This is a genomic window from Microbulbifer marinus (assembly GCF_900107725.1).
Taxonomy (GTDB): Bacteria; Pseudomonadota; Gammaproteobacteria; order Pseudomonadales; family Cellvibrionaceae; genus Microbulbifer; species Microbulbifer marinus.
The window spans coordinates 674,458-690,405 of sequence record NZ_FNQO01000001.1; the positions used below are offsets into that span (position 1 = coordinate 674,458).

Sequence of the window (15,948 nt, forward strand, 5' to 3'; positions counted from 1 at the left end):
TTTATATGCGTTGGGGTGGATTTGGATAAGAACCCACGTTCGAGCCGAAGCTGGCGAAGCCAGCGGAGACCAGCGAGTGCAGCGAGCTAATCCCTGCCCCACCACCGGACCATGAAGCCATGGAATTGTGCCACTTGGCATCCCTTCTACAAGTTCCACCTCAAGCTCTTCCGCCACAAGAACAGGCGTAATACGGATTTCGGCATCTACCGCTGCAAAGAGAAGCTCGCCATATCACATCAGTTTGACCTGATCCGCGTCATCAAACACAAACAGTTAAGAGTCGCATCCAGTTTTCTCCACAGTTTTTGACTCAGAAGGCAGCAAGATAAATTCCGTTTCGGCGACAGGTCCGTCCACCAGCGTTTCATTTTAGGAAATTAATACGCCCACCTCTCAGCCGCATATGTCCCGGCCTGGCACGCGAGATCACACGGAAACACCGCGACCAGGCATTTCCGGATGGTCTACGCTTTAGTCACCGAAAAACTCTGGGTGACTCCCATGCACGAATCAAAGCCCTCGCTGGAGAGCTCCAAAGCGACTCCCGAGGAAGCCAAGATCAAGTGGGTCGTCTTTGCCAGCTCGGGCATCGGTATCGTTGTTTTTTCGCTGTGGGCGATGATTTTCACCGAGCAAGCCGGGACATATCTCAACGGGGTGCTCGGATGGATATCCGGCAGCTTCGGTTGGTTTTATTTTATCGCGGTGGTCGTCTACCTCGTTTTCGTTATTTTTATCGCTGCGTCCAAGTACGGCGATATCAAGCTGGGGCCCGCCCACTCCGAGCCAGAATTCCCCCTAATCACCTGGGCTGCGATGCTGTTTGCGGCGGGTATCGGCATCGACCTGATTTTCTACTGCATCGTCGAGCCGGTAACCCAGTTCATGGAACCGCCAGTGGGGGAAGGCCTGACGGAAGAGGCCGCCCGCCAAGCCATGGCGCTTACCCTACTGCACTGGGGGCTTTCCGGGTGGGGCGTCTACACGCTGGTGGGCATGTCGCTGGCATACTTCAGTTTCCGTCACGGCCTGCCACTGACGATTCGCTCGTCGCTCTATCCCCTCTTTGGCAAGCGTATCTACGGCCCGATCGGCCACACGGTGGATATTGCCGCGGTCCTCGGCACTGTATTTGGCGTCGCAACCAGTCTCGGCATCGGTATTATCCAGCTGAATTTTGGCCTCAGTTACATGTTCGGGATCCCTGAGGGAACCCTGACCCAGGCGGCGCTGGCAATCGTCATTGTGATATTTGCCGCAATCTCTGCGGCAACCGGCGTAGAGAAAGGTATTCGCCGGCTCTCCGAGTTCAACATGTTGCTGGCAGTGCTGCTGTTACTGTTCGTATTGTTCACCGGTGAAACGCGTTTCCTCCTGAACGCTTTCGTCACCAACATGGGCGACTACCTACAGAATTTTGTCGATCTGTCGTTCAACACTTACGCCTTTAATCCTCCCACCGAATGGCTCAATGCCTGGACCATCTTCTTCTGGGCCTGGTGGATCGCGTGGGGCCCGTTTGTTGGCCTGTTCCTGGCGCGGATTTCACGAGGTCGGACGATCCGGGCCTTCGTATCAGGCACCCTCATATTGCCGTTCCTGTTTATGGCTGCCTGGATGGCGATCATGGGTAATTCCGCGATCGACCTGGTTCTGGGCGGGGCCACGGACTTCGCCAAGCAGGCGGTAGACCAGCCAGGTTCTGCCATCTACCTGTTCCTTGAGCAGATGGCCTGGCCCGTGGCCACCACCATCGTGGTCACGGTCCTCGCCATTGTATTTTTCACCACGTCCGGGGACTCCGGCTCACTGGTGCTGTCCAACCTGACTACTCGCCTCAGCGACCCGAATCACGATGCGCCACCCTGGATGCGCATCCTCTGGGCAGCCATTATCGGCGTGGTGACACTCGCGCTGCTGATGACCGGTGGCCTGTCGGCGCTGCAGAGTGCCGTGGTCATCATGGGGCTGCCGTTCGCTTTCGTGCTTGTCCTGATGATGTTCGGCCTTTCCAAGGCGCTGCACCTCGAGGGCCTCAAAGCCACCAGTGTGCAGGCCGCACTGTCCGGCCAACTCTCCGGGCGTACCCTAGGGGGCGAGGGGCGCGCCAGCTGGGCCCAACGGCTGTCCCGTGCGGTCAGCTTCCCCAGCAAGAAGCAGGTGGAAGAATTTATTGAGGAGACCATCCGGCCCGCATTTGAAGCAGTGAAGGAGAAGCTGGAACAGGAAAGCTACCCTGTAGAAATTTCCGGCGACACAGGTGGCAACCTCCACCTGCGCCTGGACGTCGGCCTGGAGGAGGAAGTGAACTTTACCTATCAGGTGTGGCCCCGAGAGTGCACGATGCCCAGTTTTACCGTGCGCGCGGAAAAGCCCCGCTCGAGCTATTTCCGACTGGAACCGCACCTGCGCGAGGGCGGACTGACGTACGACCTGATGGGTTATACGCGCGACCAGGTGATCGGCGACATTATTGACCACTTCGAGGCCCACCTACATTACCTGTACCAGCGAAGGGAACTTGGCAGCGCCTCGCCCGGCGACCAGGACGAACCGGGTCCATCGTAGGGAGTTCCGATGAGCACGCAATCATTTGACCAGACGTTTGACTACATCGTGGTAGGTGCCGGCTCCGCCGGTGCCGTAGTGGCCAGCCGTCTGACCGAAGACAGCGAAACCAGCCTGCTGTTGCTGGAGTACGGCGGCAAGGACAACTCCATCTACATCCAGATGCCATCCGCGTTCTCGATACCGCTGGGTATGTCCAAGTTCGATTGGGAGTTTTATACCGAGCCGGAACCGGGGCTGCACGGGCGACGGATACATCAGGCCCGGGGCAAGGTAATCGGTGGCTCTTCCTCTATCAACGGCATGGCCTATGTGCGCGGCTGCAAGGGCGATTACGACGACTGGGTTGAAAAAGGTGCGGAAGGATGGGGCTACGCCGATGTGCTGCCCTATTTCAAGCGCTCCGAAAACTGTGTCTATGGCGGCGACCAATATCGCGGCGACAAGGGCCCGGTGACCACCTGTAACGGCAACAACATGAAGAACCCCCTCTATCGTGCATTTATCGAGGCGGGCAAGCAGGCGGGCTACGGCTATACGGAGGATTACAACGGCTTCCGGCAGGAAGGCTTCGGCCGCATGGATATGACCGTGCGCGACGGTGTGCGCTGCTCTACGGCCCTCGCCTATCTCAAGCCGTCCCTGAGCCGCAGTAACCTGGAACTGAAGATGCACGCGCTGACCACCCGCGTGATCATGGAGGGCAAGAAGGCGATCGGGGTTGAGTATGAACAGGGCGGCAAGACCTTCCGCGCGCGGGCGAAGCGGGAAGTGATCCTATCCGCCAGCGCATTCAACTCACCCAAACTGCTAATGCTCTCGGGGATCGGCCCGGCGGAACACCTGAAGGAGCATGGTATCGAGGTGGTACACGACCTGCCCGGCGTGGGCCAGAACCTGCACGATCACCTGGAGGTTTGGGTACAGCAGAGGTGCAAACAGGACATCACCCTGAACGGCTGGCTGGGGCCACTGGGGAAAGCATGGATCGGCATCAACTGGCTGCTGTTCAAGCGCGGCCTGGGCGCATCCAACCACTTCGAATCCAACGGCTATATCCGTAGCCAGGCTGGCCTCAAGTGGCCCGATATCCAGTACCACTTCCTCGCCGGCGCCATCGCCTATGACGGCTCAAGCGCGGTGGAGGGACATGGATTCCAGGTGCACCTGGGCTGCAACAAGCCCCTGAGCCGCGGCTGGGTGAAACTGAAGTCCGCCGACCCCAGGCAAGCGCCGGAGATGGTCTTCAATTACTTTTCCCGTCAAGAAGACAAGCAGGCCTTTCGCTCGGGACTGCACTTCACCCGGGAGATCTTCGCGCAGGCCGCCATGGACCCCTACCGTGGCGAGGAAGTTTCGCCCGGCCCTGATGTCCAGAGTGATGACGAGATCGACAACTGGCTGGCGGAAACTGCAGAAACTGCCTATCACCCCGCGGGCAGTTGCCGGATGGGCACCGATGAAATGGCGGTGGTCGACCCGGAATGCCGCGTTCACGGCATCGAGAACCTGAGGGTGGTGGATTCGTCGATCATGCCGACAGTGACCAACGGCAACCTGAATGGACCGACCATCATGATCGGCGAGAAGGGTGCCGACCATATTCGCGGCAAGGGAATGCTGGAGCCCTCCACGGCCGACAGCTACGTGGCCCAGAACTGGAAGGAGAGCCAGCGCGAGGGAAGCCCCGACCGGCCGGCGGAGGAGCGAGAGCCTCCGGCCTAGACTGGTACCAGCCCCTGATTGCGCTCCCGCGCGGATTCAGTAAGGTGCGTCCACGTCGCCTTCGGCAACGTAGACCGTCTTCAGGCGAGTGTAATGCTCGAAGGCCCGACGGCTGTTTTCCTTCCCGATACCCGACTGCTTGAAACCGCCAAACGGCATTTCCACCGGGGTCAGGTTGTAGTGGTTGACCCAGACAATGCCGGCATCGAGATTCGCAGCAACCCGGTGGGCGCGCTGCACATCCTTCGTAAACACCCCTCCGGCCAGGCCGAAGGGCGTACTGTTCGCCCTCTTCAGGACCTCGTCCTCGTTGTCAAAGCCCAGTAGCGACAGCACCGGCCCGAAAATCTCCTCGCGCACGATGGTCATATCATCGGACAGTCCGTCAAAGATCGTTGGCTGGACGAAATTGCCTTTCTCGAAGCCTTCCACCCTCGCCCGCTTGCCCCCGGTCAACAACTGGCCGCCCTCCTGCCCGCCCTTCTCGATATAGTCCAGCACCCCCTGCATGTGCTCGCGACTGATCATGGGGCCGAGATCCGTATCCGGATCGAGCGGATCACCAAGCTTGAGTTTTTCCGTTCGCGCCACCAGCTTCTCGACAAACTTTTCCCTGACTGACTCTTGCACGAACACCCGGGTGCCATTGGTGCAGATCTGGCCCTGGGTATAAAAATTACCTAGCATCGCAGCGCCAACGGCATTGTCCAGGTCGGCGTCGTCAAAGACGATCAGGGGGGATTTGCCGCCCAACTCAAGTGTGACCAGCTTCAGAGTGTCAGCAGCGGCTCGCATTACGGCCTTGCCGGTCCCCACCTCGCCGGTGAGTGAGACCTTGGCGATACCCGGGTGGCCGGTAAGGGCCTTACCCGCCTCGGCATGCCCCTGCACCACATTAAACACCCCATCGGGAAGGCCGGCCTCCTTGAACAGCTCCGCGAGTCGCAACGCGGAAAGCGGCGTGAGTTCCGCTGGCTTGAAGATCATTGCATTGCCGGCAGCGAGTGCCGGAGCGGACTTCCAGGCAGCAATCTGTACCGGGTAGTTCCAGGCACCAATCCCGGCACATACACCCAGCGGTTCAGGCCTTGTATAGAAGAACCCACCGGGGACTTCCTGGTATTCCCCATGCACCGAAGCCGCCTGGCCACCAAAGAATTCCAGGCAGTCGGCCGCGGAGCCCACATCGGCTTCCGGGGTCTCCGCGATCGGCTTGCCGCCGTCGACTGACTCAAGCCGTGCAAGCTCATCGCAGTTCTCCCGCAACAACTGTGCCGTGCGCACGAGTATGCGCCCACGCTCGGCACCGCTCATGGCTGCCCAACTGGCCTGTCCTTTTGTTGCTGACTCCACCGCCCGGTCTACATCCACCTTCTCCGCCTGTGCAACCTTGCAGATAACTTCACCAGTGGCGGGGTTATAATTTTCGAAATATTTCCCGTCTTCGGGAGCAACGTACTCGCCGTGAATCCAGAGAAGCCGGTCGTTTGAGTCGGACATAGCATTCACCTGTGGAATAAAGGTCGTTGTGAGCAGAGTGTAGGCAAGCTGCGCAGGGGTGGGATCAACCGGCCTGAAAGCTACGGTGCCCTGCCCGGGACTTCCTGACCGCAGCCTGGGGCCATCAGGCTTCTATTGCCCAACGGCCAGGCGGGTATTTGGAGGGCATTTCATTAAAAGCTGCGGTCGATGCTGAACACCACTTCACCGTCGGTAAGCTTGGGCCTCGCAAGAAACGGGTCAACGCCGTCGGTGTCATACTTGCGCAGGTCGAACGTCCAGTCCTCGATCGAGTAATCGATGCCGAGGTCGTAGTAGACGAAGTTCAGAAAGTCAGATGAGCCTTCAAAAGTCTGCTCCCCCACCCGCATCGAAACGGAAAAACCGTCGGGTAGCTCGTAGACCAGGGTTACCTCGTAGGCCAGCGCGGACACGTCGTCGAGAAAGTCCTCACCGAAGTAATTGTCGGCATACCAGACGCTCGGAGAGATAGAGAACTTGTCTTTGGTCCAGGTGACATATCCGTAGATCTCACCGTAATCGAGGCTAAATGGCGACTTCGGATAGTTGTAAGACCAGTAACCCACATCGAAGCTGAAATTACTCTCACCAAAATTGCCGGCAAAGCCTATATACGGGTCCAGTTCCATGCTGTTGCCGGGGCCCCCGAAATCTGTGTTGGAGGCCCAGAGCCCGACATAGAAGCCTTTATCGTGGGACCAATTCATGTCTCCCTGGACCTGGGGCCCCAGGTTGGAATTGGAGATGCTACGGAACATGTAGTCGGTGGCAAACATCAGGTTGCCACCGAAGGTGCCGAATGAATCGTCGTCGCTCTCCTCCTCCTGTGCCAGGGAACCCACCGAGACCAAGGCTGCCGCGATAAGGGTGACAGCTACAGGCACGCGTGCAAAAGAACGTTTCATCGGATCTTCCTTGACCTCCCCGGGGTGGGAAAGCTTTCTCCGTTAACTAGGCTAGATATAGGCAAGTTCGACGGGTTTGCAAAAATCTGGCGACAGCATCCTCTTTTATCTGCCAACCCGGGAACCCGGCGATCACCAAGAAAGCCGTCACTTGGCTGGGCCTAATGGAAGACATGCGGGCGAGTATTTTCGATTCCCCGCATGGTGTAAGCCAAAGGTCCAAGAGCCCCCCTAGCGGGACCTTCATCACCCTTTTGTTGTGGCAGCGATTGCCCGACTTGATTCGGGAATGACAAGTCCACTCATCGCCTATAGGCGGACCGGTCACGAAGAATTGGCCGCAAGCGACACAGACTTGCAGCAATGTCAGCTAAGACCGACAGAGTTCGCCTTCACCTCCGCCTTTTATGTCGGAATTCAGGACGCCTGACCGTTCCTCGCGCCCGCCTTTCCCGCTCTTGGTATAACCTTGCAAGGGGCGAAATTCTTAATCGATGATCCGTCGCCCCCTATCCTATCGACAAGGAGTTCGCCATGAAATGTCCATCCTGCAGCGAAGTAGAACTGTTACAGAAAGATCGCAACGGTATTGAAGTCGATTACTGCCCCAATTGTCGTGGCGTCTGGCTGGACCGCGGAGAGCTGGACAAGATCATCGAGCGCTCGACAATGGATTCCCCCCCTGACAGCAGCGATGTGAAGCAGCCCGAAAAACCGGTTGTGCACAGGCAGAAACGCAACCTGATAACCGAGCTGTTCGATTTCTGAAAGTTAGCCATCGTGCATGGACTGAAAAACGAGCATAATATTTACCAGACCAATAAAAACACGGAGTGGCCATGCAGATCGACCGAGTACATTTTCTGACAGAAGTGGATGCGCGGTTGGCGCGGATGTTTTCTGCCAATAGATGCGGCTATCGCACACCGGCCGTTGAGCGCCATCGTTTGGAGGGATTTATGCAGGCCGGGGTCTTCCTCGGACTGAGCAATAATCTCGAACTGGCAGAGCTGATGGAAGAGTCCCATCAGGCCATCTTCGGCAAAAGTATCCGCGACAGGCGGCAGGAAAATACCCTCAACTGGCGGTATGAGCAGGTGGATTACAGCGCCTTCGAAGAACCGACTTACACGCGCAAAACCCGGTCCCGTTGAGTGTTGTTGCCGTTCCCGACAAACAAAAGCCTCGCGATGCGGGGCCTTGCAGGGAAATCGTCTGGTGCGGGAGCGCTACTCGAAGCGGGGGAAGTCTGCGGGACACTTCTCGATAAATGCCGTAGCCGCCTCGTAGGTTACACACAACCAAAGCGGCAGTTAAAAGATGCTTCTGAAGCTCCGCCAAATTCAGCGTCGGGGTTATCCAAGTCTCCGCGTTATTTTGAATAAGAAAATAGCCTCTCGCGGCTCTTGCTCGGGCTGGCCGCTCCGACCGATCGAAGCGGACGCGTTTCCCCACATCTTTGCGGATTAGCTCGGCTATCTGGGGCGCATGATCATACTGACACGCTTCGCGCCTTGTTCCCTTTCAAACTGCCTAACTAATTCTTTGGACTGACGCCGCTACGGTGGGCGTTATACGGTATCGGCTTCTTACTGGTGGTTGGTGCAGTGATCGGTCTGACACGCATGACGCACCATGCGCTGAAGAAAAAATATAAAGCGAGGATTGGTGACGGCCTGGATGAAATGGCTCCTCTGGCGTTTCGTCATAAGCAGGTTTGCCATCACGCATGGCTTCCTTGACTCGCTCACGCTGATGACAAGACTGCAGCGTTATTTTTAATGTGGTGCTGAAGTGAATCTGGATGAGAACCCCGTTCGAGCCGGAAGGCGCAAGCCCGAAGACCAGCGAGGGAGGCGATCTAATCCCTGCCCACCCCTAGGCTAAATTAAAGTGACGCCAATTTCGCTTAGCGCACGCATGAGGCTTTCTCAGCGTCTCACGAGTGGGTTGCTTCTTCAGAGTCAATGTCTTTGCGAACAATTACAAATTATTCCACCCGCCTCTTATTAAGATTCGCTGTAAGCCGCTCTAAAGAAAACCCGAAAGGTCGATTTGGCTTGGTCGTTTCTTTTCACGCCAAGAGATCTTCCAGCATTAACAACTGCAACATGCTTGCTGGCTTTTTGAGACAGGCGGGTTTCGTTACGAAACTTTGCAACGAATGGATTCCTCAATTCACCGTTCAGAGTCATTTTTTGGCGCACATCTGATTCTAGGGGCAAAATTTCACTGTTCACTTTTTAACCATTACCTACCATTTTGATATGGCTATATTTTGACCACCCTCTAGGTCGACACTGGCCATAACCAAAAACCACGCCGCATCGGTAGCGCCTTAATTTGTGCGCGCGGGGACTTATTGTCCCAAAAAGCTGAGCGACGGGTTATTGGTGTGCATAGCGCACACGCGGTTTGTTGTTAATGAGGTTCATTGCAACTTAATGATTTACAGCGGCGATATGACGAGGAGTCCACCGATGGTAAGGTCGGAGCAACATAGACGGAAACTATTATTGCCAGCATCAGCGGCTCTGCTGACCATGGCAATTGGGGTAAATGCATTAGCGGAGGAGGAAGCCGTTCTCAGAGACCAGGCCCTGAAAGTACTGGGCAAGCACGTATTCTTTGATACAGCTCTATCAATGCCCAAGGGCAATCAGGCTTGTGTTTCCTGTCACGAGCCTTTCGCCGGTGGTACCAGCGGCTTTTCGGATGTTAACGAAACCACAGTCGCTGTTCCGGGAGCTACCGGGGGTATCGGCAACCGCAAGCCCCCCACTAACACCTATGCCAGCTTCTCGCCGCCATTCCAGCCTACGCCTAGCACGGAATGCGGCAGCGCTACTTCATTCTGTGGCGGCAACTTCTGGGATGGCCGCTCGCAAGGACACCCCCCGGTAACCGACGGCACCCAGCCGACGGCCACGGCTGCACCGCACCTTGGTGCTGAAGTTTTTTACGATATTGAAAACGCGGCCATTCTTGCGTTCGATCAATATCGAGGACCCACTTCAGACCAAGCCTTGAACCCGATGCCCAATCCTGTCGAGCAGAACATCTCGCGCGAAGACGTCTGCAAGACAGTGCAAGCATCGACCTACAGCCAGCTGTATGAGCTCGCCTGGGGACAGGAAATCAACTGCAGCTGGGAAACCGCGTACGGCACCGAATCCTATTTTGACATCAGTTTCAAGCGGCTGATGCTGGCAGTCGGGGCATACCAACACTCCGACGATATCAACTCATTTACTTCCAAACGGGATATCGCGCTTAGGTCGGAATTGGCCTGCGATGGCGAGAGCTTTCCGGAGCATTACAACTCGTCATTTTGTAAGAAGCTTGAGAAGTCCGGCAAGGAGCCGGGTACATTCCCGTTGCTGCAACTCACAGACGAAGAAAATTTTGGTCATGACCTATTCTATGGTCTGAGCTTTACGCCCGGTCCGGGCGCTAACTGTTTTATCTGTCACAGCAATGGCGGCTTTGGAGATGATGGAACGGAGCTCCTGCAGACATACAGTGACCACGGTTACCACAACATCGGTACGCCATTAAACCCGCAAATCCCCAACGGACCAGACACTGGCCTCAATCGGCACACATCTACCCTTGATAGCGCCGACGGGTTTTTCAAAACACCGCCGATACGCAATGTTGCCAAGGGAGCTAAATCTAACTTCACCAAGGCCTATACGCACAACGGCTACTTCAAGAGTGTGGAGACTATCGTCCACTTCTACAATACGCGGGACGCCAAGGTTCGGTGTGAAACGATACCGGAACTCGAAGGTGTCGAGCTTACAGCGGAAGTCGCTCTGGCCAATGACTGCTGGCCGGCACCCGAGTTTCCGGATACGGCTGCACCATTCATCATTGGCAACCTGGGATTGACTCAGGAAGAGGAAGCCGCGCTGGTAGCTTACATCAAGACATTGGAAGACCAGCACACGGCCAAAACGCCTGTTTTGGTAAAAGCCAAGTCGTTCAATGCAAGCCCCATCGTATATCTCTTCGCCTCTGAAAATTGGAGCAATGAGATCTGTGAACTGGGCGCCTCGGCCGATGGTGTACAGCCAGTCAGCGTAACGACACCAAAGAACTGTATCCAATTCAACGATTTGTTGGATGTGCTGGGTGAAAGTTACTGGCTTAAGTAACGATAACCGGCCCGGCTCAAACCAGCCGTTTATCTAACCGAGGAGCTTCCCCCCGTGCCAAGCTGGGGGAAGCTTTTTTGTAGCTAACTATCGATTAAGTTTTGTCACCCAAAATACGAGAATACCGTAGACGCGCTCCCCGCCGTACGCTTACATAGACACACGAGAGTGTTGGCAGTGATCATCAGCGTGGGGTGTGTGCGTTTATCCACGGTGATGATCACCTTTTCCGGGAGGGAATCAAAGATTTTCGATTACAGATGCTTCTGTAACTCGGCCAGGTTCAGCGTCGGAGTTATCCAAATCTCCGCGTTTAGTGTCGAAAAGAACGCCTCATTGTATTCCACCAACTTGTCTTGCTTCATCTCCTCAAAGACGAATATCGCGGCCCGCTTGCCCTCGCGCAGGTGGAAAAAGGCGGCCTCCGGCTTGGCGGCATCAATAAACCTATTCAGCGCGGCAGACATAGACTTGTCGACAACACTGGCATTACCTTTCTCGACAGGAATCAGGACTTCCATAAACAGGCGCACAGGTATTTCCCCTCAGAAATTGGAGTTCGTGTCTCAAACCATAGGCCTCCGTATATTTTTCGGTGCAGAGTTTTCCGACAATTACCAAGCAGTTCCGCGGCACGCCAGCTCTGAAGGCTAAATGATGCGGTTCTCACGGACTTTCTGGTTAGCACAATTTGTAATTAGAAAGTGTGTCTTGTGGATCCAGGCGGCGATGATGCGGTCGGCAGGTCTAAGCGGACGCATTTCCCCACATCCGTGGTGATTGGCTAGTCTATAGAGTGGCGGCGGAGAAAACTCGTGGCACAGCGGTGCTCCAGAGCGAATCTATGGCGGTAAGGTATTCCCCTGTTCTGTTCCTTGTCGGATGCATCCTGGTTGTATCTGTCGCCGTCGGCCTGCTGTTCTATTTCGACCTGGATGAACGGATCATCGAGTTATTGCAGTGGATGGAAGCGCGTGGTTGGAAAGCCACGCTGTGGTTTATTCTGGTTATTGCGCTCGCCATAGTGGTACTGGCACCGGGGGTGATATTCACCATGGGTGCCGGATTCGTATTTGGCGTCGTCAAGGGCACGCTACTGGTGGTCGCCGGCACGGTACTTGGCGCCACAATCGCCTTCCTGATCGCTCGATACCTGTTTGGCGAGCGGCCGTCGCGCTGGATCATGTCACATATCAAGCCGCCCACAATAGGCGAAGTCATCCGCAAGGAGGGCTGGCGCATGATCATGCTGACACGTCTCGTGCCGCTGTTCCCGTTCAAGCTGTCGAACTATTTCTTTGGACTGACGCCGGTCCGTCTGCGAGACTTCGTTATCGGCAACGCAATAGGGATTGTTCCAATAACGTTGCACAACGTCTATATAGGTTCCATTGCCGCAGATCTCACTACCCTCGGCCAACTCGACGAGCGCACGCCGGTACAGTGGACGTTTTACGGTATAGGCTTCGTGCTGGCGGTTATTGCGGTGATCGGGCTGACACGCATGGCGCGCCGAGCGCTGAAGAAAAAAATAGAGAGCGAGGATTTGTGATGCCCTGGATGAAATGGCTCCCCTGGCGTTTCTTCGTACGCAGGTTTGCCACCGCGCACGGCTTCCTCGACCCGTTGACGCTGATGGCGAGGCTGCAACGTTTCGCGGAGCCCTCGGAGGTCAGCGAACCGATCGAGTTGTTGCGCGCAGGCGCGCTCTTCCACGCGCGTGCACTCATCAACAGTAAAGTGATCCAGCACAACCTGGACTGGGTCTGGCCCTACTGGATCGATCGTCAGTTCGATCCGCGCGATGAATCCTTTATTCCCCGCGCATTTTCCATCACCCACTGCAACCTGAGCCATCGCAACTGGACCGCGGTAGGCCTGCCGGACTGCGAGGAGATGCCGGTGGTGGATCCGCGCGGTCTACTGACGCCGCACTACGACGGCTGGTCTATTGACGCCTGGGTGGTGAATGACAGCGGTGAACAACTACTGCCATCAAAGTTGCCGAACTGTGAGCAGCGACTCGAACTTGATGAAAATATTGCCGTTGTAACCGAGTCCTCACAGATCGGACTCAAGCTGCATAATTGCGCGCGGGTAGAAATAGACAGCGGCGGCGCACACTGCCTGCTCGATTTAAAGGCGGAAAGCACTGAGGGCGGCTGGCTGGTGGTTGCCTTACGGCCGTGTAATCCGGAGGGAGTCAGTTTTGTACACAAGGTGCGCCTGGACGAAAACCGCCGCCGTTGGGTGATCGAAGACAAACTGACGGTGGATTTCGAGCAACCGGTGGACAAGCATCTGGCCTCGGATTATCGCCACGGAGATATCTATTTACATTTGCAGGACGAAGGCGGCCGCACCCATGGCGAGTGCGAGGTGGGCATGGCCTCGGCGGCAGCGCTGTTTCGGATTGAAAACGGACAACCGCTACATGTCGGCGTCAGGATTCCACTGCACGCAGACAAGCACAAGAGCAAGCACGTCCAGACCTGGCCCGACAGCCTGCAGCACCACTGTGCCATGTCGGTACCGGACAAGCAGTTCCAGTTTCTCTACGACGCTGCCATCCGCACACTGGTGTTGCACTCCCCCAAGGATGTCTACCCCGGCCCCTACACCTACAAGCGCTTCTGGTTCCGCGACGCCGCCTTTATGATCCAATCGCTGCTGCAGGCGGGCCTGGTCGATCGCGCCGAGCGCGCCCTGGATCAGTTCCCGCACCGGCAGAAACGCAATGGATTCTTTCATTCACAGGACGGCGAGTGGGACTCCAATGGCGAGGCACTGTGGATATTCGATCTCTACTGCCAGCTGACAAATCGGCCGCTCAAAGCCGCATGGCGCGAGCCGGTATTAAAAGGTGCCAGTTGGATTTCCGACAAGCGCCTGCCGAAGGACGGCAGCCGCTGTGGCGGCCTGCTGCCAGCGGGCTTCAGCGCCGAGCACCTGGGCCCGAATGACTGCTACTACTGGGATGATTTCTGGGGTGTCGCAGGATTGCATGCTGCCACCGCCATCTGCGAGCGGGAGGGATTGGAGAACGACGCCCACCTGTTCAACGCCCAGGCCCGGGATTTCCAGCAAACCATCGACGAGAGCTTGGCCGCGGCGATGGAACGACTGGGCAGGCCGGCAATGCCCGCGTCACCGAACCGGCGCCTGGATGCCGGAGCCATCGGCTCTATCGCCGCCGGCTACCCGCTGCAACTGTACCCGCCTAACGATGCGCGCCTGACGGATCTCGCCAATTTCCTGATCGACAACTGCTTCGTCAGCGGCGGCTTCTTCCAGGACATGATCCACTCGGGTATCAACGCCTACCTGACGCTGCACATTGCGCAGGTATTGCTGCGCGCCGGCGATCCACGCTGTGTGGACCTGATGCGCTGTGTCGCCCGACTCGCTTCACCCACCGGCCAGTGGCCCGAGGCCATTCACCCGCACTCGCTTGGCGGCTGTATGGGCGACGGCCAACACGCCTGGGCCGCTGCCGAGTGGGTGACCATGCAGCGCAATTGCTTCGTGCGTGAGGAAGACGATACGCTGGTGCTGGCGTCGGGGCTGCCACCGGAATGGCTGACCAACGAGGCGGCGGAGGAGCCAATCCGTTTCGGCCCGGCCCTGACGCGCTTCGGCAAGATCACGTTGGAAATCCACCCCGGCGCCAGCCCGCGTATCTCATGGGTAGCGGAGTGGTATCGGGGCGCGCCGCCGATCGAAGTTCGCGCACTCGGCTTTAAAGCGGTCAGTGCAGCACCGGAAGTCAATCATGTGGAGCTCAACGCCTAGTGAACATCGTCATGCTCACCAACACTTACCTGCCGCACGTTGGTGGCGTGGCGCGCTCGGTCTCCGCCTTCTGTGAGGAATACCGCAAGCGCGGACACAACGTTCTTGTCGTCGCGCCGGAATTTGCCGAGAAGGTGGCCGATGAAAAGGACGTGGTGCGCATTCACGCGATCCAGAACTTCAATGGCAGCGACTTTTCTGTGGCCCTGCCCTTTTCCGGGGACCTGAGCGAACGCCTGGACACGTTCCGGCCTGATATAGTCCATGCGCACCATCCCTTCCTACTCGGCATGACCGCACTGCGTGTGGCGCGCGAACGCGAGCTGCCGCTGGTCTTCACGCATCACACGCTGTACGAGCGTTACACCCACTATGTTCCGGCAGATTCCCAGGCGCTGAAACGCTTCGTGATCGAGCTGGCCACCCGCTACGCGAACCTGGCAAGCCTGGTGTTTGCGCCCAGCCAGAGCATCGCCGAGTTGCTGCGCGAGCGCGGCGTCAAATCGCCGATCGCCGAGGTGCCAACAGGCGTGCAGCTGGAACAATTCAGTGGCGGCGACGGCGGCAAGATGCGCGAACAACTCGGCATACCTAAAGATGCCTATGTTGTCGGGCACCTTGGCAGACTCGCGCTGGAAAAAAACCTGAACTTCCTCGCCGCGGCAGTGGCAGAATTTATGCTGGCGCACAGCGACGTGCATTTCCTACTGGTGGGCAGTGGTCCGCTCACGGAACAACTGCAACAGCTGTTTGCCAGCCGCGGGCTGGCCGAGCGCCTGCATATGCCCGGCACCATGCAAGGCGAAGCGCAGCGCGATGCCTACACGGCGATGGATGCCTTCGCATTCGCTTCCACCAGCGAAACCCAGGGCATGGTACTGACTGAAGCGATGGCCGCCGGTGTGCCGGTCATCGCGCTGGATGCCAACGGCAGCCGCGAAGTAGTGCGCGACGGCATTAACGGCCGGCTGATCATGCATGAGGATCAGGGTGAATTTATCGCCGCAATGAAATCACTGTACGCGCTTTCCGCAGAACAGCGCCATAAATTGTCGCGAGCCGCCCTGGACACCGCGCAGGACTTTTCCATGGAAAACTGCGCCAAACGCGCGCTGGACCTGTATGCCCCACTGCTGAAGCAAAACTGGCCGCTGGATGATTCCCTGTACGCCCAATGGATGCGCCTGCGCAACCTGATCGGCGCACAATGGGAAATCCTCGAAGGTGTCACCGGCGCCGCCGGAGCCGCCCTGACACCTCCTCCGCAACGATAA

Annotated in this window: 12 protein-coding genes; 8 read left to right on the forward strand and 4 right to left on the reverse strand. The window is 57.2% G+C overall.

Annotated features, from left to right (window positions below; genetic code table 11):
- Positions 1-504: 504 nt before the first annotated feature.
- Together betT and betA are read left to right on the forward strand one after the other, a co-directional pair.
- Complete coding sequence (gene betT, locus BLW36_RS03005) at positions 505-2,571, forward strand: choline BCCT transporter BetT (protein ID WP_091386909.1); 2,067 nt, start codon at positions 505-507, stop codon at positions 2,569-2,571.
- A gap of 9 nt (positions 2,572-2,580) precedes the next feature.
- The gene (gene betA / locus BLW36_RS03010; protein WP_091384998.1) at positions 2,581-4,296 is read left to right on the forward strand and encodes a choline dehydrogenase; all 1,716 of its coding nucleotides are present in this window, start codon (positions 2,581-2,583) and stop codon (positions 4,294-4,296) included.
- Positions 4,297-4,332: 36 nt separating this feature from the next.
- On the opposite strand, the gene betB is transcribed toward betA, so the two are convergent.
- A complete protein-coding gene (gene betB / locus BLW36_RS03015) occupies positions 4,333-5,796 on the reverse strand; it encodes a betaine-aldehyde dehydrogenase (RefSeq protein WP_091385000.1) in 1,464 nt (487 codons plus the stop codon).
- 173 nt (positions 5,797-5,969) lie between these two features.
- A complete protein-coding gene (locus tag BLW36_RS03020) occupies positions 5,970-6,722 on the reverse strand; it encodes a TorF family putative porin (protein ID WP_091385003.1) in 753 nt (250 codons plus the stop codon).
- A gap of 534 nt (positions 6,723-7,256) precedes the next feature.
- Here BLW36_RS03020 and BLW36_RS03030 point away from each other — a divergent pair.
- Both BLW36_RS03030 and BLW36_RS03035 read left to right on the forward strand, forming a co-directional pair.
- A complete protein-coding gene (locus BLW36_RS03030) occupies positions 7,257-7,490 on the forward strand; it encodes a TFIIB-type zinc ribbon-containing protein (protein WP_091385007.1) in 234 nt (77 codons plus the stop codon).
- Between the two features lie 71 nt (positions 7,491-7,561).
- A complete protein-coding gene (locus BLW36_RS03035; RefSeq protein ID WP_091385008.1) occupies positions 7,562-7,876 on the forward strand; it encodes a hypothetical protein in 315 nt (104 codons plus the stop codon).
- A gap of 855 nt (positions 7,877-8,731) precedes the next feature.
- Here BLW36_RS03035 and BLW36_RS17075 read toward each other — a convergent pair.
- Positions 8,732-8,962, reverse strand: a complete 231-nt coding sequence (locus BLW36_RS17075; protein WP_139304800.1) for a hypothetical protein — start codon at positions 8,960-8,962, stop codon at positions 8,732-8,734.
- A gap of 276 nt (positions 8,963-9,238) precedes the next feature.
- On the opposite strand from BLW36_RS17075, the gene BLW36_RS03040 reads away from it, so the two are divergent.
- Entirely contained in the window at positions 9,239-10,882 is a 1,644-nt protein-coding gene (locus BLW36_RS03040) for a cytochrome-c peroxidase (protein WP_170833098.1), read from the forward strand.
- 254 nt (positions 10,883-11,136) lie between these two features.
- On the opposite strand, the gene BLW36_RS03045 is transcribed toward BLW36_RS03040, so the two are convergent.
- A complete protein-coding gene (locus BLW36_RS03045; protein ID WP_091385012.1) occupies positions 11,137-11,415 on the reverse strand; it encodes a hypothetical protein in 279 nt (92 codons plus the stop codon).
- A gap of 311 nt (positions 11,416-11,726) precedes the next feature.
- Here BLW36_RS03045 and BLW36_RS03050 point away from each other — a divergent pair, with 311 nt between their 5' ends.
- The 3 genes from BLW36_RS03050 to BLW36_RS03060 are packed head-to-tail and all read left to right on the forward strand — an operon-like array spanning position 11,727 to position 15,948.
- Entirely contained in the window at positions 11,727-12,434 is a 708-nt protein-coding gene (locus BLW36_RS03050; protein ID WP_091385014.1) for a TVP38/TMEM64 family protein, read from the forward strand.
- A complete protein-coding gene (locus BLW36_RS03055) occupies positions 12,434-14,674 on the forward strand; it encodes a glucosidase family protein (RefSeq protein WP_091385015.1) in 2,241 nt (746 codons plus the stop codon). The genes BLW36_RS03050 and BLW36_RS03055 overlap by 1 nt, the downstream gene beginning before the upstream one ends.
- Positions 14,674-15,948 carry a glycosyltransferase gene (locus tag BLW36_RS03060; RefSeq protein ID WP_091385017.1) on the forward strand — a complete coding sequence of 425 codons (1,275 nt, stop codon included), beginning with the start codon at positions 14,674-14,676 and terminating at the stop codon, positions 15,946-15,948. The genes BLW36_RS03055 and BLW36_RS03060 overlap by 1 nt, the downstream gene beginning before the upstream one ends.

Excerpts from the sequence above, each read along its gene's own strand:
- betA (WP_091384998.1), top strand. The coding sequence starts at position 2,581 with ATGAGCACGCAATCATTTGACCAGACGTTTGACTACATCGTGGTAGGT.
- BLW36_RS03020 (WP_091385003.1), bottom strand. The coding sequence starts at position 6,722 with ATGAAACGTTCTTTTGCACGCGTGCCTGTAGCTGTCACCCTTATCGCG.
- betT (WP_091386909.1), top strand. The coding sequence starts at position 505 with ATGCACGAATCAAAGCCCTCGCTGGAGAGCTCCAAAGCGACTCCCGAG.
- BLW36_RS03035 (WP_091385008.1), top strand. The coding sequence starts at position 7,562 with ATGCAGATCGACCGAGTACATTTTCTGACAGAAGTGGATGCGCGGTTG.
- BLW36_RS03050 (WP_091385014.1), top strand. The coding sequence starts at position 11,727 with ATGGCGGTAAGGTATTCCCCTGTTCTGTTCCTTGTCGGATGCATCCTG.
- BLW36_RS03055 (WP_091385015.1), top strand. The coding sequence starts at position 12,434 with ATGCCCTGGATGAAATGGCTCCCCTGGCGTTTCTTCGTACGCAGGTTT.
- betB (WP_091385000.1), bottom strand. The coding sequence starts at position 5,796 with ATGTCCGACTCAAACGACCGGCTTCTCTGGATTCACGGCGAGTACGTT.
- BLW36_RS03030 (WP_091385007.1), top strand. The coding sequence starts at position 7,257 with ATGAAATGTCCATCCTGCAGCGAAGTAGAACTGTTACAGAAAGATCGC.